Source organism: Amycolatopsis circi (assembly GCF_003385235.1).
Lineage (GTDB): Bacteria > Actinomycetota > Actinomycetes > Mycobacteriales > Pseudonocardiaceae > Amycolatopsis > Amycolatopsis circi.
Window position 1 is genome coordinate 1 of record NZ_PQIA01000159.1, and the last position, 20180, is coordinate 20180.

The following is a 20180-nucleotide window of genomic DNA, read 5'->3' on the forward strand; positions in this document are numbered from 1 at the left end:
CCCCTCCACTCAGCGGTAGCGCCCCCACCCGATCTCCGCCACCCTGAGTCAGTCGACGACAGGGAGGTTCGCGGTGAAGGTCGTCATCGCCGGAGCGGGCATCGGCGGGCTGACCACAGCCCTGCGGCTGCATCGCGAAGGCATCGAATGCGCGGTGTACGAGCAGAGCGCCCGGATCGGCGAGCTGGGTGTCGGCATCAACGCCTTGCCGCACGCCGTCAAGGAACTCGCCGCGCTCGGGCTGCTCGAGCCGCTGGACGAGATCGGGATCCGTACCCGCGAGCTGTTCTACACCCACCGGCTCGGGCAGGTCATCCTCCGCAAACCGTGCGGACTCGACGCCGGTTTCACCCTCCCCCAGTACTGCCTGCACCGCGGCAAGCTGCGGGACATGCTGCTGCAGGCGGTCCAAACGCGGCTCGGTCCCGACGCGGTGCGGACCGGATACCGGCTGACCGGGTTCGACCAGGACGCGCAGGGCGTCCAGGCGCAGTTCGCTGAGCGGGACAACGGCACGGAGGTCACTGCGACCGGCGACGTCCTGGTGGCGGCCGACGGAATCCACTCGGCCGCACGGTCCCTGTTGTTCCCCGAGGAGGGACCGCCCCGCTGGAACGGCGTCCTGATGTGGCGCGGCGCCACGGACTGGCCGCAATTCGGCGGCGGCGCTTCGATGATCGTCTCCGGCGGCACCGCAGCCAAGCTCGTGATCTACCCGATCGGACCGGGCAGGACAGCCGGCACCAGGCTCACGAACTGGGCGGTCTGCATCCGCACCGGACAGCCCGGCTCCCCGCCTCCGGACCGGCAGGACTGGGCCAAACCCGGCGACCGGGCAGAGCTGGCCCGGCACCTCGGGCGGTTCCAGTGCCCGGCGGTCGACCACGCCGCGCTCGTCGAGGCCACCGAGGAGATCTTCGAATTCCCGATGTGCGACCGGGATCCGCTGCCCGCGTGGTCGCACGGACGCGTGACGCTGCTGGGCGACGCCGCCCATCCGATGTACCCGATGGGGTCCAACGGCGCCGGCCAGGCGATCCTCGACGCGACCAATCTCGCCTGGCACCTGACGCGGCGCGCCGATCCCGTCGAGGCGCTTCGCGCGTACGAAGCCGACCGGCTGCCGGCCACCAGCGACATCGTGCTGCGGAACCGCCGGGGCGGCCCGGAAAACGTCATCGACGAGGTCGAACGGCGTGCTCCGGACGGCTTCACCCGTCTCGAAGACGTGATCGACGCGGCCACGCTCGAGGCGATCGTCGCCGGCTATGCCCAGGCTTCCGGTGCGTCCCAGCAACAGGTGAACCGCGCCTGAGCCGGTTCAGGCGCCCTCCACCGAACCGGGCGGCAGGAAATCGACGTCGTGCAGCGCCGACACCCGGACCACCTCGGCCGGGTCCGTCAGGTTGTGCAGCTTGTCGAACAGCGTCGCGAGCTTCCCGGCCGGGCTCACCCAGAACAGCCCGCGGGTCATGCCCTCGCTGCGGTTGTAATACGCGTGCGGAAGCCCCTTCGGCATCCGCACGGTGTCGCCGGGGCCCGCGGTCTCCCACTTGCCGTCGAGGTAGAGCGTGAACACGCCTTCCAGGATGTAGATGTGCTCGTCCTGAGTCGGATGGACGTGCGGCGGCACGCCGGTGCCGGGCGGGTCGAGGGTTTCGAAGGCGAAGCTCGACTCGCTGGCCGCCTTCATCGAATAGGTGTGGCCGAGCACGTTCCACACCTTGTCCCGCATGCCCTCGCGGGCGGGCGTGATCCCCTTGGGCAGGGGACCGAGCACGATTTCCTCGCCGGTCATCACACCTCCTGGCCGATGTTTCGTCCGGTAAGGACTCTGCGGCATCGAGCCGCCGGTGTACAGCCGCCGAGTGGACCGACCGCGTCGCGGAGGCCCATTGCGCCGTCGCGCGAGGAGTCCTGGGAAAGGTTCTCGTCGGAGTGGCTCCGGCACAGCCCGCCGAACCGGCATGATGAGGCGATGGCCGACGACGTTCCAGCTCAGACCGTGTACCCCAACCTGAAGTACGCCGATCCCAAGGCCGCCGTCGCTTTCCTCGGCGAAGCGTTCGGCTTCACCACGCATTTCACCGTGGACGGTCCGGACGGGACGGTCGACCACGCCCAGCTTCGCGTCGGCACCCAGCTGATCTTCCTCAGCAAAGACCAGCCAGCCGACCGGTACGGCATGCACAGTCCGCTGGCGCTGAAAGGCACGAGCCACGCTTTGTGCGTATGGGTCCCGGACCGATCGCTGGACGAGCACCAGCAACGCGCGCAGGAGCACGGCGCGCGGATCCTGAACCCCGTCCACGCATCGATCGCCGGAGTCCGCGAATACTCCTGCGCTACCCGGAAAACCAGGTCTGGACCTTCAGCAGCTACACCGGCGAATGACCGCTCAGTTGTACTCGGAGATCTCCACCCCGAACGTCCCCGGCTCCAGCGCTTCGAAGATGTGCGGGACATCGCCGGGATAGCAGATGTAGTCGCCGGGCAGCAGTTCCACCGGATCGTCCATGATGCCGATCCGGGCCCGCCCCGCGCACAGCACGGTGTGCTCGACCACGCCGCTCATGTGCGGATCCGACCGCCGCGGGATGCCCGGCTCGGCGCTGACCAGGTAGATGTCCCGGCGCGCCGCGGACGGGCAGGCGGACAGCAGCGTGCACGCGTAGTCGGCGTGTTCGGCGAACACCGTCGGGCCCTTGCCCGCGCGGATCACCTTTACCTCCTGCCGCTCCGGCTCGACCAGCCGCGAGAACGGCACGTCCAGCGCGACGCCGAGCGCCCACAGCGTCTCCACACTGGGGTTGCCCGACCCCGATTCCAGCTGAGACAACGTGGATTTCGCCAGGCCGGCGCGCCGCGCGACCTCGGTCAGCGAGAGGCCGGCGCGGGCCCGCTCGCGGCGCAGCGACGCCGCGATGATGTCCAGCGGCGCGCCCGTGCTCTCGTTCGGCATGTGTGTTCGCTCCATCAGTCTTCTCGTTCGCCTTGACGAACAGGCCTCGACGTGTTCAGCATAGGACACTATGCGTTCGATTTGGCGAACACTCGATCGCGGCCTCGCCCGCGACATCGGCCTCGTGTGCCTGGCCGACACTCTCGTCGGCGTTTCCTACGGCGCCATCGCGGTGGGCTCCGGCTTCCCGCTGTGGGCGCCGATGCTCCTGTCCCTGCTGGTATTCGCCGGCGCGTCGCAGTTCATGTTCGTCGGCATCGTCGCCTCGGGCGGCAATCCGCTCGCCGCGGTCGCCGCCGGGCTGCTGGTGAACACGCGGCACGTGCCGTTCGGGTTCGCGATCGGCGACGCGCTCGGCCGCGGCCTGCCCGGGCGGCTGGCCGGAAGCCATCTGATGATCGACGAATCCGTGGCGTTCGCGCTGGCCCAGCGCGACGCGGACCGGCGGCGCGCGGCTTATTGGGCGTGCGGCATCGGCCTGTTCGTGTGCTGGAACCTCGGAGTCGTGGTCGGCGCGTTCGCCGGGTCCGCGATCAGCGACACCGACGCGTTCGGCCTGGACGCCGCCTTCCCGGCGGTGCTGCTGGCGCTGGTGCTGCCGTCGCTCAAGGACCGGGCGGCGCGGCTGCCGGTGCTGATCGGCGTGGTGGTCGCGCTCGCGGCCACTCCCCTGCTCCCGGCGGGTCTGCCGGTGCTGCTGGCGCTGGTCGGGGTAGTCGCCGGAGCTGCGGCGAAGGAGCCGAAACCACTGGAAGGAGCGCACTGATGGACGGCGCGGAACTGATCGTCGCGACGCTCGTGCTGGCGGCAGGGACATACGCGTTCCGGCTCGCCGGGCCGCTGCTGCGCACGAAAGTACGGCTGTCCCCGCGGGCCGAGCGGCTGATGACGCTGTCGGCGGTGGTCCTGCTCGCCGCGCTGGTCGCGACCAGCGCGTTGACCCAGGGGCACGAATTCGCCGGGATCGCCCGTCCGGCCGGAGTGCTGGCGGGCGGGGTGCTCGCGTGGCGGAAGGCACCGTTCGTGCTCGTGGTGATCGCCGCCGCGGCGACCGCCGCACTCCTCAGGCTCGCCGGAGTGCCGTAACCGCTCTCGGAAAATTGCGCAGTCCCTTTCGGGGAAGAATTCGCCGCAGGCAGGCGAAGAAAGACACGTTTTTCCGTCCGGCACGCAATAACGATCGGGAGGGAGAGACGAGTGCTCGTCTCCCCCTCCCGCCGGTGGGGAAATCTGCGCTATTTCATCGAGCGGAAATCGCCCGCGAACCGGTCGTGCCGACCGCACCGCAGGTCGGTTCGTCCGGCTGGGTCGGCACGCTCACCGCGTCCCAGGCCGCCTTCACGGTGTTGAACTCGGTGCAGCCGTTCGGGAAGAGGCTCTTCGCCGCGGTCAGCGTCCAAGTGCGGTAGCTCTGGTAGGAGCTGGCGCTGTTCTTGAGCAGCATCGCGTTGTAGAAGATCTTCACGGCGGTCTGCACGCCGAGCCCGGTGACCGTGGAGTTGTTGCAGGTCGGGCTGGTCGGCTGGCCGTTGGTCGGGTTCGTGCCCTCGGCGACGAGGTAGAACCAGTGGTTGCCCGGGCCGGCCGCGGCGTGCACCTCGGTGCCCGGGATCGAGTCGTCGTAGCAGTTCGCGTGGCCGAGCTGCGACGGGTCGTACATGTTGCGGATCGGCCCGCTGCCGGTGAGGTTCACCTGGTTGCCGACGAGGAAGTCCGGGACCGCGTACGGCGCGGGCTCGTTGGCGAACCATTCGGACGAGGCCCCGTAGACGTCCGCGACGAATTCCTGGGTGCCGCTGCCGGACATGCTGCCGGGAGTGTGGTCGTCGATGCCGTGGCCGAACTCGTGCCCGATCACGTCGAGCGAGCCGATCCACTGGCCCGCGGTGTTGTTGCCGACCTGGACCTGGGTGCCGTCGTAGTAGGCGTTCTGCTCGTTGAGTCCGACGCGGATCGGCCAGGCGCCGCCGTTGCCGTCGAAGCTGTTGCGGCCCAGCCACTGCGTCAGCATCTTGTTCTCTTGCTGGATGCCGTACAGGGCGTCGGCGCAGCCGGTTTCCCGGTCGGTCTCGTCGCCGTTGCCCCAGCTGTCGGTCGACTTGGTGAAGGTCTGCTGGGTGGCGGCGTCCTGGCAGCTGAGGTTCGCGATGGTCGGATCGGTCATCGCGAAGCCGCCGGCGCCGTCCGAGGACGTGTCGAGGTGCAGCGGCTCCGGGCCGTTCCACACGCCCTGCGCGTCGCCGTAGGCCACGTGTTCCTGCGTGTGCAGGACCTTGCCGGTCATCGCGTCGACGACGACGTCCAGCTTGCTCGGGCCTTCGGCGTTCCGTCCGGTCACCCGGGTCGTCCAGGCGAGTTTCGGGCTTCCGAGCGCGTAAGCGGCGAGCGTCGCGGGCCGCACGCTGTCCACAGTGGGCACTTGCGTGCGGGCGATCGCTTCGGCCTGCTTCGCGGTCAGCTTCGGCGACGTGCTGGGCAGGTCGATCGCGGCGGTCTGCGCGACCGAAGTGGCGAGCACCTGTCCGGCGGAGTTCGTGGACACGACGAAGTCGCCGCCCAGGACCGGCATTCCCTTGTAGGTGCGGTCGTAGGGCACGTACTTCAGCCCGTTGGTCGACGAGATCACCTTGTGCTGCTGGAAAACGTCGTCCTTGCCGGCGTGCAGCGCGGCGGGCCGGGAGGCGACCAGCGCCTGCGCGGCGTTGGCGGCCATCGCCTCGGCGGCCTGCGGACTCTGTGGTTCGAGCGGTTGTGCGTGGGCGGCGGTGGCCGTGGTGACGGCCCCGGCCAGCACCCCGGCTGCGAGCAGCACGAGCGGTCGGCGCGATTTCATCGGCGGTGTTCTCCTCCGGACAGGCCGGATCAGGCCCGGGGGTGGGGGCCGGATTCGGAAGTGGAATGGGATCGAACCCCGCCAAGAGTCGGGTTTTTCCCAACTTGGGACAACCGACGAAGGTCGTTAATTTATCAACTTCGCCGCATCAGTCCTGATTTCCGGTTCCCGTTTTCCGGGAATTCCTCTTTCCGCCCAAGAATCGCCACTCGCCCACCACGGCAGCAGACCGGCTTTAAGGATGAATCCGACATCAATTCCTTCTTGACTCCTTTGTGGACAGTCGAATCCGGTTCGTCCACAGTGGAATCGGAAGCCCCGGGGCGCCTGGCGCCGGGAGTAAGCGAACGGCTGGTCCCGGGCCGTCCGCCTTGCTTCCCGGCGGGTCGCGGGTGTGTGATCGGAGACACAGTTCCTCCATCCGCCGTCGCTGAGGAGGCCGTCATGGCCGACAAGCAGAACAGGAGTGCCGACACCGGGGCCGCCGTCGCTGTGGACGACCCCGCCAAGGTGCGCAACGTCGTTCTCGTCGGGCCCTCCGGTTCCGGGAAGACCACGCTCACCGAGGCCTTGCTCGCCGCGTCCGGCACGGTGCCGCGCGCAGGTTCGGTCGTGGAGGGCACCACGGTGTGCGACCACGACCCGGCAGCCGTGCGCCAGCAGCGCTCGGTCGGGCTTTCCGTCGCCCCGGTGCTGCACGCCGGGCACAAAATCAACCTCATCGACACCCCGGGATACGCCGATTTCGTCGGCGAGCTGCGCGCCGGGCTGCGGGCCGCGGACGCCGCGCTGTTCGTCGTGTGCGCCGCCGAGGGCGTGGACGCCGCCACCGTCGCCGTGTGGGAGGAATGCGCGTCGGTGGGGATGCCGCGCGCCGTCGTGGTGTCGCGGCTCGACCACCATCGCGCCGACGCGCTCGCCGAGATCGCCGCCTGCCAAGCCGCCTTCGGCGCGGGCGTGCTGCCGCTGTACCTCCCCGCGCCGGACGGCCTGGCCGGGCTCGTCACCCAGCGCCGGTACGACTATTCCGCCGGCTACCCGCCGCGCGTGAGCGACCCGGATCCGGCCGTGTCCGCGGAGTTCGCCGACGCCCGCAATGAGCTGATCGAGGGCATCATCGCCGAGAGCGAGGACGAAACCCTGATGGACCGCTACCTCGGCGGCGAGGAGATCGCCGAGGAAGTGCTGATCGCCGACCTCGAGACGGCCGTCGCGCGCGGTTCGTTCCACCCGGTCATCCCGGTGTGCGCGACCAGCGGAATCGGGCTCGCCGAGGTACTCGACGGCATCGTCCGGGCCTTCCCGTCGCCGCTGGAACACCAGCCGCCCGGCGTGACCACCCCCGACGGCGCCGAGCACGACGCGCTGTCCGCCGACCCGGCCGGCCCGCTCGCCGCCGAGGTCGTGCGCACCGCGGTCGACTCGTACGTGGGACGAGTTTCCCTCGTCCGGGTGTTTTCCGGGACGCTGCGCCCGGAGAACGCCGTGCACGTCTCGGGCCACGGCCTCACCGAACGAGGCCACGAAGACCACGACGCCGACGAACGCGTCGCCCACCTGTATTCACCGCTCGGCGCGAACCTGCGCGAGGTGCCGTACTGCGTCGCGGGCGATCTGTGCGCGCTGACCAAAGTGGGTTCCGCCGAAACCGGCGACACCGTGTCGTCGCCGGAAGATCCGCTGCTGATGAAACCGTGGCGGATGCCCGAGCCGCTGCTGCCGGTCGCAGTCGTCGCGAAGTCCCGCAGCGACGAGGACACGTTGTCCCGCAACCTTTCCCGCCTCGTCGCAGGTGATCCGACGCTGCGCTTGGAACGCAACGCGGAGACCGGCCAGCTCGTGCTGTGGTGCATGGGCGAGGCACACGCGGACGTCGTCCTGTCGCGCTTGCGTGCGGGCGGCGCGGACGTCGGCACCGAGCCGGTGCGGATCAGCCTCCGTTCCACGTTCGCGAAGCCCGCCCGCGGCCACGGACGGCACGTGAAGCAGTCCGGCGGGCACGGGCAGTTCGCGGTGTGCGACATCGAGGTCGAGCCGCTGCCGCGCGGTGGCGGGTTCGAGTTCGTGGACAAGGTGGTCGGCGGTGCGGTGCCGCACCAGTTCATTCCGAGTGTCGAGAAGGGCGTGCGAGCGCAGCTACAGCGTGGTGTCCAGGACGGTTACCCGGTGGTGGATGTGCGCGTGACGCTGACGGATGGGAAGGCGCACAGCGTCGACTCGTCAGACGCCGCGTTCCAGACCGCGGGCGCGCTGGCCCTGCGGGAAGCCGCGGCGGCCAGCCGGATCTCGCTGCTGGAACCGCTGGACGCGGTCGAGGTGAGCCTGCCGGACGAACACCTGGGCACCGTCCTGGGCGACCTGTCCTCGCGCCGCGGCCGCGTGCTGGGCACGGAATCCGGAGAGGGCGGGCACACCGTGGTGCACGCGGAGGTGCCTGCGGTGGAGCTGCTGCGGTACGCGGTTGACCTGCGGTCGCTGACGTCGGGGACGGCTACGTTCACCCGGCGGCACGCCCGCTTCGAGCCGATGCCGGAAGGGGCGGTCGTCACCTCGTGAGTGTTTATGCCGGTTAGAACCGGCATAAACACTCACGAGACCCGGCCCCGCTGCGGTGCGGCACCGGGCGGCCTTGCGGTGCTCGTGAGTGCTGGCGCCGGTTCTAACCGGCGCCAGCACTCACGAGTCAGAACTCGAATCCGCCCGGTCGCCCGTTCCGGTCCGCCACCAGACCGGCCAGGGTCGCCACCGCGATCTCCGCCGGGGTCCGCGAGCCGATGTTCAGCCCGACCGGCCGGTGCACCCGCGCGATGTCCGGTTCCGCCACGCCCAGCCCCCGCAGCGCTTCCACGTGCGGGCCCAGGTGTCGCGGGTTGCCCAGCACGCCCACCCATCTCGTCGGCACCGCCAGCGCGGCCTGCAGGACCGTCCCCAGCTCCGGCCGGTGGTGGTCGGTCACCACGACGTCAGCGTCCGGGCCCGGAGAGGGCGCGGTCGTGCGGACCTCGATGCCCTCGGGCGCATCGGTGGCCCGCGCCTCGTCCGGCTCGAACAGCACGGCGCGGTAACCGAGATCGGCCGCGTAGCGCAGCAGGTACCGGGCCACCGGCGAGGCGAACACGGCCACCAAAGTCCGTTCGGCAGGCGGCTCTTCGACCTCGCCGTGTGCGACGGCGCAGGCATCGGGTTCGGTCGTCATGCGCCTCAGTCTGCCTCAGAGATCCGGTTCGGCGAATTCGAAGTACTCCGGCAGCGGCGCGGTCCCGGCCAGCTTGAAGTACCGCACCTTCCGGCGCCGCCGCAGCGCCAGCGTGTCCCGCACCGCGTCGTTGTGCACGCGGCGCGCGATGACGACCCGGTGTTCGGCGTCGGTCAGCTCCTCGGCCAGTACCAACGGCAGCCGGGACCGGTCGATCGGGGCCAGGACCAGCGTCAGCTCGTTCTCCGCCGCCTCACGGTCCGGTCGCGCAGCACCCTCCGCCCGCGCGGCTGCGGAGTGCAGGTCGGCTCCGTCGTGCAGCACGGCGGCGACCGCTCGCGCTACCACGGCCCGGCGCGCGAGAGCGGCTTCCAAAGCAGCCCAGCCCGCGTCGGTCCGGACGTGCAGGCGGTCGAGCCGGTTCGCGGTCGCGACCAGGAACAGCCCGCCGAGCACCACGATCGCGGCTGCCGCCACGAGCAGCCACACCAGCACCGTCACGCCAGCTCCCGCTCCCCCGCCGCGACCAGCCGGGGATCCGCCGCGATGGCCGTCTCGTACACCCGCAGCACCTGGGTGACCACAACCGTCCAGTCGTACGCCGTCACGCGCTCGCCCGCGGCAGCCGCCAGCGACGCCCGGCGTGCCGGGTCGCCCAGCAGTTCGCGCAGGCCGTCAGCCAGCGACGCCGGGTCGCCGGTCGTGGTGAGCATTCCGGCGTTGCCGTCGTCGAGCACGCGGCGGAACGAGTCGAGGCCGCTGGCCAGCACCGGAGTGCCCGCGGCCATCGCCTCGGTGAGGATCATCCCGAAGCTCTCGCCGCCGGTGTTGGGCGCGCAGTAGACGTCCACGCTGCGCAGCGCCCGCGCCTTCGTCTCGTCGTCGACCTGGCCCAGCAGCTCGATGTGCGGCCACAGCTGCGGCCCGGCCATCCGCCGCAGCTGGTCCGGCTCGCCGCGGCCGACCACGAGCAGCCGCAGGTCCTCGAACTCCGGCAGCAGCCGCCGCGCGGCCTCCAGCAGCACGTCCATGCCCTTGCGCGGTTCGGTGAACCGCCCGACGAACCCGATCGTGCCGCCCGCGCGCGGATAGCCGTCCAGCGGCAGCGCCCGGGAGAAGAACTCGACGTCGACGCCGTTGGGGATCTCCACCGCGTCGCCGCCCGCGTGCTCCACCTGCACCCGCCGGGCCAGCGCGGACACCGCGATCCGGGCGGTGATCTTCTCCAGCAGCGGGCGCAGCACCGGCTGGAAGGCCGCCAGCGTCCGCGAGCGCGTCGTCGCGGTGTGGAAGGTGGCCACGATCGGCCCGTCCGCGACCTTCAGCGCCAGCAGTGACAGGCTCGGCGCGGCCGGTTCGTGAAGGTGCAGCACGTCGAAGCCGTTGTCCCGGATCCACCGCCGCACCCGGGCATACGAAACCGGCCCGAACTGCAGTCGCGCGACCGAGCCGTTGTAGGGAATCCCCAGCGCTTTGCCCGCTGGGTGCACAAAGTCCGGCAGCTGCGCGTCCTCGTCCGCCGGAGCCAGCACCGACACCCGGTGCCCGCGATCGAGCAGCGCCCGCGCCAGGTCGATCACGTGCCCCTGGACCCCGCCGGGGACGTCGAACGAGTACGGGCACACGATCCCGATCTTCAACCCGCGCGCCACCCGGGTCAGCTCGCTTCTTCCAGCGTCGTCGCCGCGGCGTCGGCGGGCCAGAACGGCTGCAGCATGTGCCAGTCGGCCGGATGCGCGGCGATGTCGCCGGCGAACACGTCGGCCAGCGCCTGCGTCGCCGCGGGCACCTCGGCCCGGGCGGTGACGCGGATGCGCGGGTGGATCCTAATCTCCCAGCCGTCCTCGGTGAACCAGCAGCCGGTCGGCAGCAGCGCGGCGCCGGTGGTGGCGGCGAGCCGCGCCGGGCCGGGCGGCAGGTGCGTCTGCTCGCCGAAGAAGCGCACCGGGATCCCGGACGACGTCAGGTCCCGGTCCCCCAGCAGGACCACGACCTTGTTCTCGCGCAGCCGGCGCAGCAGCAGCCGCATCGCCGCGCTGTCGCCGGTCAGCGGCACGATCTCGAAGCCGAGCGACTCCCGGAACTCCACGAACCGGCGGTACAGGGATTCGGGCTTGAGCCGCTCCGCGACGGTGGTGAAGGTGCCCGCGTAACTGGCGAGCCAGACTCCCGCGATGTCCCAGTTCCCGCTGTGCGGCAGCGTCATCACCGCGCCGTTGCCCTCGGCGAGCGCGGCGTCGATGTTCTCCGCGCCGGTCACCGTCACCTGCTTCGCGACCGCCGCGTGGTCCATTGCCGGGAGCCGGAAGGTCTCGAACCAGTACCGCGCGTACGACCGCATCGCGCGCCGGACCAGCTCGTCCAGCTCCGCTTCCCCGGCTTGGGGCACCACCCGGGCGAGGTTGGCGCGCAGCTGCCGCACGCCCCCTCCGCCGCGCCGGGCGGCCATGTCGGCGCCGAAGGCGAACGTCGCCGACCCGAACGACCGCGGCAGCCGGCGGACGAACCGCCAGCCCGTCGCGTAGCCGAACTCGCCGAGCCGCTGGGACAGTGTGCTCACGGTTGCGCCCCGCCCGCCGAGGAGTCGGCCTGTTTCGCCGCGGCCGCCCGCGCCGCGCTAGCCACCGCCGCTGCCCGCTGCAGCAGCGTGATCACCGACAGCACGGCGAGCAGCCACAGCGAGATCTCGACGGTGTAAGGCACGCCCAGACCGTGCAGGCCGGTGCCGACCAGGGCGATGATGAGCCGCTCCGCGCGTTCGACCAGCCCGCCGTCGGCTTCGAGGCCGGACGCCTCGGCGCGCGCCTTCACGTAGGAGATGACCTGGGCCAGCACGAGGCAGATCAGCGCGGCGGCCGCGGCCCGGTTGTTGTGGTCCTGCACGAAGCACCACCACGCGATCGCGGCGAACAGCGCGCCGTCGACCAGCCGGTCGCAGGTCGCGTCCAGGACCGCGCCGAAGGGCGTTCCGTACCCGCGGGCGCGGGCCATCGCGCCGTCCAGCAGGTCGAGCATCGCGAAGCCCCACACGGTGAACGTGCCCCACAGCAGCATGCCCTGCGGGAAGAAGACCAGCGCGCACGCGACGGCTCCCGCGGTGCCGAGCACGGTCATCGCGTTCGGGGTCAGTCCGGCGCGGACCAGGGTGGCGCCGATCGGGTCCGTCACGCGGGAGACCGAGGCACGGGCGAAAATGTTGAGCATCTTCCTCGTCTGTGCACCTGATTCGGGGGCGGGTGGGCGACGAAAGCCTATCGACCCCGCTCCCCGGCCCGGACGTGCCCGCCCGCGACCCGCCGGAACGTCAGCCGGATTTCGGCAGTTCGACGACCGGCGCGGCGAATTCCGCAACCTCTTCGGCCTCCCGGACGGCCTGGCATTTGGGCCGCAGCCCGGCCAGGATCGCTTCGGAGATCTCGCCGAGCTGACGCACCTGTTCGGCCGTCAGCTGGTCGAACAGCGTCTCCCGGACCGCCTCGACGTGCCCGGGCGCGGCCTCCTTGAGAGCGGCGAACCCGGCTTCGGTGAGCACCGCCCACGAGCCGCGCTTGTCCGTGGGGCACGACTCGCGCTGGACCCAGCCCTTGGCCTCCAGCCGCGCCACCGCGTGCGACAGCCTGCTGCGCGACGAACCGCGCACCGACGCGAGTTCACTCATCCGCAGCCGCCGTCCGTCCGCTTCGGACAGCGCGACGAGCACCTCGTAGTAGGTGTGCGGCATGCCCGACTCGTGCTGCAGCTGTCCTTCGAGGTGGGCGTGCAGCAGCGAGCTGGACTGGGCGTAGGAGCGCCAGACCCGCTGCTCGTCGTCGGTCAGCCAGCGTGGTTCGGACATATCGTCATCATACGCTGGTTGAGCACTCAATTACCGTCGCGCGACGGGCCTCACCACGCGCCCGCCAGCAGGTCGCGGGTGTCGCCCAGCAATTGCGGCAGCACCTTCGTGTGGCCGATCACCGGCATGAAGTTCGCGTCGCCGCCCCAGCGCGGCACCAGGTGCTGGTGCAGGTGCGCGGCGATGCCCGCCCCGGCGATCACGCCCTGGTTCATGCCGATGTTGAACCCGTGCGCCGCCGAGACCGCCCGGATCACGCCCATCGCGTGCTGGGTGAACTCCGCCAGCTCGCGCGTCTCCTCGGGCGTGAGGTCGGGGTAGTCCGCGACGTGCCGGTACGGGACCACCATCAGGTGGCCCGGGTTGTACGGGTACAGGTTCAGCACCGCGAACACGGTTTCGCCGCGGGCGACGATCAGCGCGCGCTTGTCGTCGCCGAGGCCCGGCAGCCGGCAGAACGGGCAGCCGTCGGACTCCTCGCCCGCGGGCTTGTCCTGGCCGCGGATGTAGGCCATCCGGTGCGGGGTCCACAGCCGCTGCAGCGCGTCCGGGACCCCGACCCCGTCCTGTTCGACGAGTTCCGGCTCGGTCACTTCAGGATCTTCTCCACGGCCTCGGCCGAAGGCGACGCGTTCTCCCGGCGGGCGACCCATTCGGCGATCGCCTCGACGGCCTGCTCCACCGGGACGCCGTTGATCTGTCCGCCGTCGCGGAAACGGAACGACACCGCGCCCGCCTCCGCGTCCTTCGCGCCGGCCAGCAGCAGGAACGGCACCTTCTGCGTGGTGTGCGTGCGGATCTTCTTCTGCATCCGGTCGTCGCTCGCGTCGACCTCGACGCGGATCCCCTTGGCGCGCAACGCCTTCTCCACGCCGTGCAGGTACTCGACCTGGTCGGCGGTGATCGGGATGGCGACCGTCTGCACCGGCGACAGCCACGCCGGGAACGCGCCCGCGTAGTGCTCGGTCAGCACGCCGAAGAACCGCTCGATCGAGCCGAACAGCGCGCGGTGGATCATGATCGGCCGCTGGCGGCTGCCGTCGGAGGCGGTGTACTCCAGGCCGAACCGCTTGTTCTGGTTGAAGTCCAGCTGGATGGTCGACATCTGCCAGGTGCGGCCGATGGCGTCCTTGGCCTGCACCGAGATCTTCGGGCCGTAGAAGGCCGCGCCGCCCGGGTCCGGCACCAGTTCGAGACCGGAATCGACGGCGGCCTGGCGCAGCGTCTCGGTGGCCTCCTCCCACTCCCAGTCCTCGCCGATGAACTTCTCCGAGTCCCCGCGGGTGGACAGTTCGAGGTAGAAGTCGGACAGGCCGTAGTCCGCCAGCAGGTCCAGCACGAACTTGAGCAGCGACCGCAGCTCGCCCGGCATCTGCTCCTTGGTGCAGTAGATGTGCGAGTCGTCCATCGTCAGGCCGCGCACGCGGGTGAGGCCGTGCACGACGCCGGACTTCTCGTAGCGGTAGACGGTGCCGAATTCGAACAGCCGCAGCGGCAGTTCGCGGTAGGACCGTCCGCGCGAGCGGAAGATCAGGTTGTGCATCGGGCAGTTCATCGCCTTGAGGTAGTAGTCCTCTTCGTCGAACTGCACCGGCGGGAACATGGTGTCCGCGTAGTACGGCAGGTGCCCGGAGGTGTGGAACAACTCGCCCTTGGAGATGTGCGGCGTGTTCACGAACTCGTAGCCGGCTTCCTCGTGCCTGCGGCGCGAGTAGTTCTCCAGCTCGCGGCGGATGATGCCGCCCTTGGGGTGGAACACCGGCAGCCCGGAGCCGATCTCCTCGGGGAAGGAGAACAGGTCCAGCTCCGCGCCGAGCTTGCGGTGGTCGCGGCGCTCGGCCTCGGCGATGCGCTCGAGGTGGGCGTCCTGCGCCTCGGCCGATTCCCACGCGGTGCCGTAGATCCGTTGCAGCTGCGGGTTTTTCTCGTTGCCGCGCCAGTACGCGGCGGCCACGCGGGTGAGCTTGAAGGCCGGGATGAACTTGGTGGTGGGCACGTGCGGGCCGCGGCAGAGGTCGCTCCACACGCGCTCCTTGGTGCGCGGGTCGAGGTTGTCGTAGATGGTCAGCTCTCCGCCGCCGACCTCCATGACCTCGGTGGTGTCCACATCGGACTTGAGGTCCACCAGTTCGAGCTTGAACGGCTCGTTCGCCAGCTCTTCCTTCGCCTCGTCGGTGGAGGCGAAGACGCGGCGCGAGAACTGCTGCGCGCCCTTGACGATCTGCTTCATCCGCTTCTCGAGCTTCTGCAGATCCTCGGGCGTGAACGGCTTTTCGACGGCGAAGTCGTAGTAGAAGCCGTCGCGCACCGGCGGGCCGATGCCGAGCTTGGCGTCCGGGAATTCCTGCTGCACGGCCTGGGCGAGCACGTGCGCGGCGGAGTGCCGGATCACGCTGCGGCCGTCCTCGGTGTTCGCCGCGACCGCTTCGACCTGAGCCTCGGCTTCCGGGGCCCACGCGAGGTCGCGCAGCTTCCCGTCGGAGTCGCGGACGACGACGATCGTGTCCGGGCCCTTGGTGGGCAGCCCGGCTTCGCGCACCGCGGCGCCCGCCGTAGTGCCCGCCGGCACCACCACGCGCGGGGCGGGTACGGCGGCTACTGACGACGGCTGGGACACGATCGGGCTCCTTCGGGAGAAGTGACTGAAACGGCTTCCGGTGATGCTAGTCGGCGGCGATAAACCCGATTCGACCACCGTCAGCCAACACTGCCCGCGGACGCCGAAAGGCCGCCCCTGGCGTGCGGGGCGGCCTCTCGGCGGCGAAAGAAAGGTCAGAGCGTGTCGACGACCTGGTCGAAGTCGAGCCGCGGCAGGCGGTCGAACCACGGGTTCTCGCCCGGCTTGCCGACGTTGACCACGACGAGCGAACGCCAGTTGTTGCCGGAGAAGAACTCCTTGTCCACGCCCGCGGCGTCGAAGCCGGTCATCGGGCCCGCGGCCAGTCCGGCGGCGCGCACGCCGATGATGAAGTAGCCGACCTGCAGCAGCGAGTTCAGCTTGGAGAACTCGACGCGGCCCGCCTCGTCGGCGAAATTGTCCTTCACGCCGGGGTTGTGCGGGAAGGTCTGCGGGATGTTCTCGTGGAAGTCGACGTCCGCGGCCAGGATCACGGTCAGCGGCGCGGCTTCGGTCTTGGCGCGGTTGCCCTCGGCCATGTGCGGCAGCAGTCGCTGCTTCGCCTCGTCGCTGCGGATCACCAGCGCGCGCAGCGGCTGGGTGTTCATCGAGGTCGGGGCCCACTTGACGAGGTCGTAGATCGCGCGGACCTGCTCGTCGGTCACCGGCTCCGAGCTGAAGCTGTTGGCCGTGCGCGCCTCGCGGAACAGCAGGTCCTGCACCTCGGCGGGCACCTGCAGCTGCTCGGACTCTGCGAAAGTAGTCATCGGATCCGTCGTTCCTTCCCGTGCTGTCGCCTACGCACGGCACCAACATGGTTGAACGCTTGACTATTTCTCCTCCAGGGCGGTTGTGACTCAGCGCACGAACGACGGCCGCCGGTCCTCGCGGGACCGGCGGCCGTCGTCAGCGGAATTCGGGCAGGTCAGTAGGCGCCCTGCCCGGCGAGCACGGCACGGAAAGTCTTCCAGAGGATCACCAGATCGAGCGCCAGCGACCAGTCCTCGACATAGCGCAGGTCGAGCCGGATGCTCTCGTCCCACGACAGATCGCTGCGCCCGCTGACCTGCCACAGCCCGGTCAGCCCCGGTTTCACCAGCAGCCTGCGCCGCGCGGCCGGAGCGTACGTCGCCGTCTCCTCCGGCAACGGCGGGCGAGGCCCGACCAATGACATCCGCCCGGCGACGACGTTGAACAACTGCGGCAGTTCGTCGAGCGAATACCGGCGCAGCAGTCCGCCGACCTTCGTGACCCGCGGGTCCTTCTTCAGTTTGAACAGCGGTCCCGCGCCTTCGTTCGCCGTCTCCAGGCCGTGCCGGATCAGGTGCGCGTTCACGACCATGGTGCGGAATTTGAGCATGGTGAACGCTTCGCCGTCCTTGCCGATGCGCCGCTGCCGGTAGATCACCGGACCCCGGTCGCCCGCCTTCACCGCTACCGCGATCGCCAGCAACAGCGGCGAAAACAGCGCGAGCAGCAATGCCGCACCGCAGCGGTCGACGACTTCCTTGACCAGCCGGCGTCCGCCGGTGAACGCCGGCGCGGTGACCCGCAGCAGCGGCATGCCGAGCACTCCGCTGACGTTCAACCGAGGTCCGGCCACCTCCATCAGCACCGGCGCGACGACCATTTCCGACGACGTGCCTTCGAGATCCCAGGCGAGCCGCTGCAGCCGCTCCGGATTCCAGTACTGGTCGGCCGTGATCGCGACGACCCGGTATCCGCCGCGGCGCACGTGCCGGGAAAGCTCCTCGAGCCGTCCGACGACCGGAACCCCCTCGATTTCCCCGTGTCCAGTGGACGTGCACACCGCCTCGACCCGCCACCCGACGTGCGCTTCGGTTCGCGTCCGCTTGACGAGGTCGGCGACGGTTTCCGCGTCGCCCGCCGCCATCACCGGCAGCAGGCACAGCCCGCGCCGCCGCCTCCGGTGCAAAATCTGCCTCAGCACATATCGCTGCGGAAAAAGTACTAATGCGACGGCTGGCACTACGAAAAACACCCAAGGCTGTACTTCCAGGGCGCCGAACAACAATCCGCCGAACGCGACCAGCACCGCCGCGGTGATCAGCGCCCGCCCCAGCGTCCGGTACTCCTCCGGGCCCTCCCCCAGCACCCGCGCGCTCCACGCCCGGCTGACCGGGAGGGCGCACAGGATCGCGAACGCGGTGCCGAACGCGTGCATGTCGTGCGGGGCGAGCCGGTCGATGACGAACGCGCTGATCGCGATCACCACGCAGGCCGCGACGAGATCCGAAGCGATCACGGTCCGGCGGTACCGTTTTTCCCATTCCGCGGCGTGCGTTTTCGGCGGATCCCCCTCCGCCGGACAGACAACCGCGGGGTCAAGCCCGACGTCGGCGGCACGGCCGGGCGGCGGGGCCGCCACGTCGACCGGCGGCGCGGGGACCGCCCGCAGGTCGACCCGCGGCAGCGAAACGCCGTCCGCGGGCCATGGCCGCACCGGTTCTTCCATCAGTCCTCCCGCGCTGCGCAAGCTCCCCGGACCTGATCGCCACCGGCACGCTGAGTCAGAACCGCCGATCACGAACAGTGATCATGGAGCGGTCCGGCTCCTCGCGGCCGAAGGTGTGACACTCGCCAAGGTATCGGGTGGTCAGCGAGCGGCGTTACAGAGATTTCCCAGCCACGGCCTGCAAGTCTTCCCTGTCAAGAAGCACCGGGAAGATAACGGGAATGTCACGATGGGTCACGCCGACTCGCCAACCGGAACTACCCGCAGTAGTCAAGTTTCCCACTACCTACACCGAACGGCCCAGCAGACCCGCAGCCGATTCAGCTCCCCCGCACGGGTCACCGGCCGCGGCGGAGGCCGCCCCAACCGCCGTTCGGGCACAAGCACTCCGCCGACTCGCCGATTTCCTTTGCCCACAGCGCAATCCGCTCCGAAATGCGCGGGACGTCCGGTCTTCGACCATTTGGGTGGTCTGAACCACTCTCCGAACGCCCTCCGCCGGACCGGGCGCCCCGCCGCACATTTCTCCCGGACTAGCCCCGAACCCGCCTTCCCGGCGGACTCAGGTCCACACTGGACACCCGAAAGACGCAGGTCTTCGCTCAGGCCGTCGGCGGCGCCGCGGCCGTCGCGTTGAGCGCGGTCACTACGGCCTGCTCCTCGAAGTCGAAGTGCGCTTCCAGTTCACCGGCGAGCCGCTCCAGTTCGGTCCGCAGCCTCGCCGGGTCGGATTCGCCCGGGACGAAGCCGTCGACCAATTCCCGAATCGCGTCCTGCAACCGCGCCACCACCTGATGCTGCTCCGCGAGCTGCGCGATGGCCGGCGCAAGCGCCGGGAACTGCTCGGCCAGCGAGGGGAACACCACCGAATCCTCGCCGGTGTGATGGCGGCGCAGCGCGGTGCAGAAGCCGAGACAGTGCGCGCGCATCTCCTGAACCAAGTCCGGTTCCGGCCGGACGATCGCGGTCGCGCCGCCGTTGACCAAGTCGTCCGCCTGCTCGCGCAGCGTCCGCAACTCGCCGCGGAACCATTGGTGCACTTCGACGAGCCAATCGCCCATGCCTTTGACGCGCTCTTCGCCAGGGCGCGGTTCGATCCGATGCAATACGACCACTGGAATCTCGCGGGTCGTCTTCGCTTGGTAATCGCCGTACCCCGGAGCCTCGGCGACCACCTGCGCGAAGAGTTTCTCGTACGCGGGCCCTTGCGGAATAGCGGCGATCGCGCGATAGGTGTCGCCGCCGGTCTCGACCGTGACAATCGGATTCCGGCGGATGTTGTGGTACCAGGCCGGATGGCGGTCCGCCCCGTTCGCCGAGGCGACGACCACTCCGTTGCCGTCGATCCGCAGGTAGCCGAGGAGCACCTCCCGACTGAGACCGGTCTTCGCGCCGGTCGTCGTCAGCACGGCCAGCGACCAGCCTTCGAACATGCCGCCCAGCTCGCCGCGGTTCGCGCGGAACTCGGCGATGAGCTGGCGGTGAAAATCGTTGCTCACACAATTCCTTTCGGTATTTCCCGGAAAGGAGGCATCGAGCACAGGATTGGACGCGAAAAGACCCCGCAGGCACGAGCATGGCGCAGCGATCCGGCGGACGGATCAACGGAACTGCGAGAGACGGAGAGCCCGATCTCTGTGCTGGCTGGTTAGCCGCTACCTCCATGCGTAGGCCCATACGGGGCGCACAGCCAAGTTAGCACAGCCGCTGATCTTCGCGCGGCCGAATCCTTTCGCCGGGCCGATCACTCTCATGGACGTGCAGCCAACGAGGCCGACGCGCCGGTGGAGGATCGATGACCGTACTCATTGTCGCGGTAGTGCTCGTCGCAGTTCTGGTCTGCAGCTGCGTGGTGTTCGTGCGGGCGCGGGGCAGATCGAAGCGTGGCTGAGTCCTGGCCTGCCGACCAGCTCGTCCTGGCGGCGCAGGAGGCGATGACCGTCCTGTTCCGCATCGTGCGCAACGAATGCCTGCGCCGCGCGCGAATCCTAGTGCAGCGCGACGATCCGATCCCAGACGCAGCAGCGCGGCACCGTCGGATTCGGCCTGATCGCCGCCCTCGAACGCACTCCCCCCGCTCGTCGGCTAGGCAAGCCTGCGGCCCCTCCCAGTAAGGGTGCTGGCACTGCGCGGACGCCAGAGGCAAATCCCGTCCCGCAGTCGCGGAGGCGCCGCACTCACCTGCTGACCAGTTTTTTCCGAACCGGCAAGCCACGCGAACACGCAACCACGGTTGTGGTCCGGGGGCGAAGCCCTCCGGG

General features: G+C 69.9%; 18 protein-coding genes and 1 pseudogene. 5 read left to right on the top strand and 14 right to left on the bottom strand.

All coding sequences use genetic code 11. The features are described from left to right. The first annotated feature begins 73 nt into the window (after positions 1-73). On the top strand, positions 74-1315 hold the full coding sequence (locus D0D37_RS40465; protein ID WP_116205862.1) for a flavin-dependent oxidoreductase: 1242 nt from the start codon (positions 74-76) through the stop codon (positions 1313-1315). 6 nt (positions 1316-1321) lie between these two features. On the opposite strand, the gene D0D37_RS40470 is transcribed toward D0D37_RS40465, so the two are convergent. Beyond that, entirely contained in the window at positions 1322-1798 is a 477-nt protein-coding gene (locus tag D0D37_RS40470; protein WP_116205863.1) for a cupin domain-containing protein, read from the bottom strand. A 180-nt stretch (positions 1799-1978) separates the two neighbouring features. Between D0D37_RS40470 and D0D37_RS48945 the strand changes: the two are divergent. Then, a pseudogene (locus tag D0D37_RS48945) lies at positions 1979-2308 on the top strand (VOC family protein); the annotation flags it as partial. Positions 2309-2398: 90 nt separating this feature from the next. On the opposite strand, the gene D0D37_RS40480 reads toward D0D37_RS48945, so the two are convergent. Continuing rightward, positions 2399-2962 (bottom strand): helix-turn-helix domain-containing protein, encoded by a 564-nt coding sequence (locus D0D37_RS40480; RefSeq protein WP_067580008.1) that lies wholly within the window; start codon positions 2960-2962, stop codon positions 2399-2401. A gap of 70 nt (positions 2963-3032) precedes the next feature. On the opposite strand from D0D37_RS40480, the gene D0D37_RS40485 reads away from it, so the two are divergent. Both D0D37_RS40485 and D0D37_RS40490 read left to right on the top strand, forming a co-directional pair. Continuing rightward, positions 3033-3728 carry an AzlC family ABC transporter permease gene (locus tag D0D37_RS40485; RefSeq protein ID WP_116205864.1) on the top strand — a complete coding sequence of 232 codons (696 nt, stop codon included), beginning with the start codon at positions 3033-3035 and terminating at the stop codon, positions 3726-3728. Further along, positions 3728-4048 (top strand): AzlD domain-containing protein, encoded by a 321-nt coding sequence (locus D0D37_RS40490; RefSeq protein WP_116205865.1) that lies wholly within the window; start codon positions 3728-3730, stop codon positions 4046-4048. The genes D0D37_RS40485 and D0D37_RS40490 overlap by 1 nt, the downstream gene beginning before the upstream one ends. 154 nt (positions 4049-4202) lie before the next feature. On the opposite strand, the gene D0D37_RS40495 is transcribed toward D0D37_RS40490, so the two are convergent. Further along, entirely contained in the window at positions 4203-5795 is a 1593-nt protein-coding gene (locus D0D37_RS40495) for a M4 family metallopeptidase (protein WP_116205866.1), read from the bottom strand. 444 nt (positions 5796-6239) lie between these two features. Between D0D37_RS40495 and D0D37_RS40500 the strand changes: the two genes are divergently transcribed. Beyond that, complete coding sequence (locus tag D0D37_RS40500) at positions 6240-8351, top strand: elongation factor G-like protein EF-G2 (RefSeq protein ID WP_116205867.1); 2112 nt, start codon at positions 6240-6242, stop codon at positions 8349-8351. A 127-nt stretch (positions 8352-8478) separates the two neighbouring features. Here D0D37_RS40500 and D0D37_RS40505 read toward each other — a convergent pair whose 3' ends face one another. From D0D37_RS40505 to D0D37_RS40555, 11 genes are all read right to left on the bottom strand, one after another. Then, entirely contained in the window at positions 8479-8991 is a 513-nt protein-coding gene (locus D0D37_RS40505) for an XdhC family protein (RefSeq protein WP_208720472.1), read from the bottom strand. Between the two features lie 15 nt (positions 8992-9006). Further along, positions 9007-9492 carry a LemA family protein gene (locus D0D37_RS40510; RefSeq protein WP_116205868.1) on the bottom strand — a complete coding sequence of 162 codons (486 nt, stop codon included), beginning with the start codon at positions 9490-9492 and terminating at the stop codon, positions 9007-9009. Then, positions 9489-10631, bottom strand: coding sequence for a glycosyltransferase family 4 protein (locus tag D0D37_RS40515; RefSeq protein ID WP_116205877.1), 1143 nt, complete (start codon positions 10629-10631; stop codon positions 9489-9491). Before D0D37_RS40515 ends, D0D37_RS40510 begins: the two co-directional genes overlap by 4 nt. A 17-nt stretch (positions 10632-10648) precedes the next feature. Further along, a complete protein-coding gene (locus tag D0D37_RS40520; protein ID WP_116205869.1) occupies positions 10649-11551 on the bottom strand; it encodes a phosphatidylinositol mannoside acyltransferase in 903 nt (300 codons plus the stop codon). Next, positions 11548-12195: a phosphatidylinositol phosphate synthase gene (pgsA, locus tag D0D37_RS40525; protein ID WP_116205870.1), complete on the bottom strand. Its 648-nt coding sequence runs from the start codon at positions 12193-12195 to the stop codon at positions 11548-11550. The genes D0D37_RS40520 and pgsA overlap by 4 nt, the downstream gene beginning before the upstream one ends. Before the next feature lie 100 nt (positions 12196-12295). After that, entirely contained in the window at positions 12296-12826 is a 531-nt protein-coding gene (locus D0D37_RS40530; protein WP_116205871.1) for a MarR family winged helix-turn-helix transcriptional regulator, read from the bottom strand. Positions 12827-12876: 50 nt separating this feature from the next. Next, the gene (locus D0D37_RS40535) at positions 12877-13419 is read right to left on the bottom strand and encodes an HIT family protein (protein WP_116205872.1); all 543 of its coding nucleotides are present in this window, start codon (positions 13417-13419) and stop codon (positions 12877-12879) included. Continuing rightward, positions 13416-15443 (bottom strand): threonine--tRNA ligase, encoded by a 2028-nt coding sequence (gene thrS / locus D0D37_RS40540; RefSeq protein WP_116205873.1) that lies wholly within the window; start codon positions 15441-15443, stop codon positions 13416-13418. The genes D0D37_RS40535 and thrS overlap by 4 nt, the downstream gene beginning before the upstream one ends. Before the next feature lie 155 nt (positions 15444-15598). After that, positions 15599-16210, bottom strand: coding sequence for a malonic semialdehyde reductase (locus D0D37_RS40545; protein WP_116205874.1), 612 nt, complete (start codon positions 16208-16210; stop codon positions 15599-15601). Positions 16211-16368: 158 nt separating this feature from the next. Continuing rightward, a complete protein-coding gene (locus tag D0D37_RS40550) occupies positions 16369-17919 on the bottom strand; it encodes a sugar transferase (RefSeq protein WP_116205875.1) in 1551 nt (516 codons plus the stop codon). A 602-nt stretch (positions 17920-18521) separates the two neighbouring features. Next, entirely contained in the window at positions 18522-19418 is an 897-nt protein-coding gene (locus D0D37_RS40555) for a nitroreductase/quinone reductase family protein (protein WP_208720474.1), read from the bottom strand. Between the last annotated feature and the right edge of the window lie 762 nt (positions 19419-20180).

Excerpts from the sequence above, each read along its gene's own strand:
- D0D37_RS40470 (WP_116205863.1), bottom strand. The coding sequence starts at position 1,798 with ATGACCGGCGAGGAAATCGTGCTCGGTCCCCTGCCCAAGGGGATCACG.
- D0D37_RS40480 (WP_067580008.1), bottom strand. The coding sequence starts at position 2,962 with ATGCCGAACGAGAGCACGGGCGCGCCGCTGGACATCATCGCGGCGTCG.
- D0D37_RS40485 (WP_116205864.1), top strand. The coding sequence starts at position 3,033 with ATGCGTTCGATTTGGCGAACACTCGATCGCGGCCTCGCCCGCGACATC.
- D0D37_RS40490 (WP_116205865.1), top strand. The coding sequence starts at position 3,728 with ATGGACGGCGCGGAACTGATCGTCGCGACGCTCGTGCTGGCGGCAGGG.
- D0D37_RS40495 (WP_116205866.1), bottom strand. The coding sequence starts at position 5,795 with ATGAAATCGCGCCGACCGCTCGTGCTGCTCGCAGCCGGGGTGCTGGCC.
- D0D37_RS40500 (WP_116205867.1), top strand. The coding sequence starts at position 6,240 with ATGGCCGACAAGCAGAACAGGAGTGCCGACACCGGGGCCGCCGTCGCT.
- D0D37_RS40505 (WP_208720472.1), bottom strand. The coding sequence starts at position 8,991 with ATGACGACCGAACCCGATGCCTGCGCCGTCGCACACGGCGAGGTCGAA.
- pgsA (WP_116205870.1), bottom strand. The coding sequence starts at position 12,195 with ATGCTCAACATTTTCGCCCGTGCCTCGGTCTCCCGCGTGACGGACCCG.
- D0D37_RS40530 (WP_116205871.1), bottom strand. The coding sequence starts at position 12,826 with ATGTCCGAACCACGCTGGCTGACCGACGACGAGCAGCGGGTCTGGCGC.
- D0D37_RS40545 (WP_116205874.1), bottom strand. The coding sequence starts at position 16,210 with ATGACTACTTTCGCAGAGTCCGAGCAGCTGCAGGTGCCCGCCGAGGTG.
- D0D37_RS40550 (WP_116205875.1), bottom strand. The coding sequence starts at position 17,919 with ATGGAAGAACCGGTGCGGCCATGGCCCGCGGACGGCGTTTCGCTGCCG.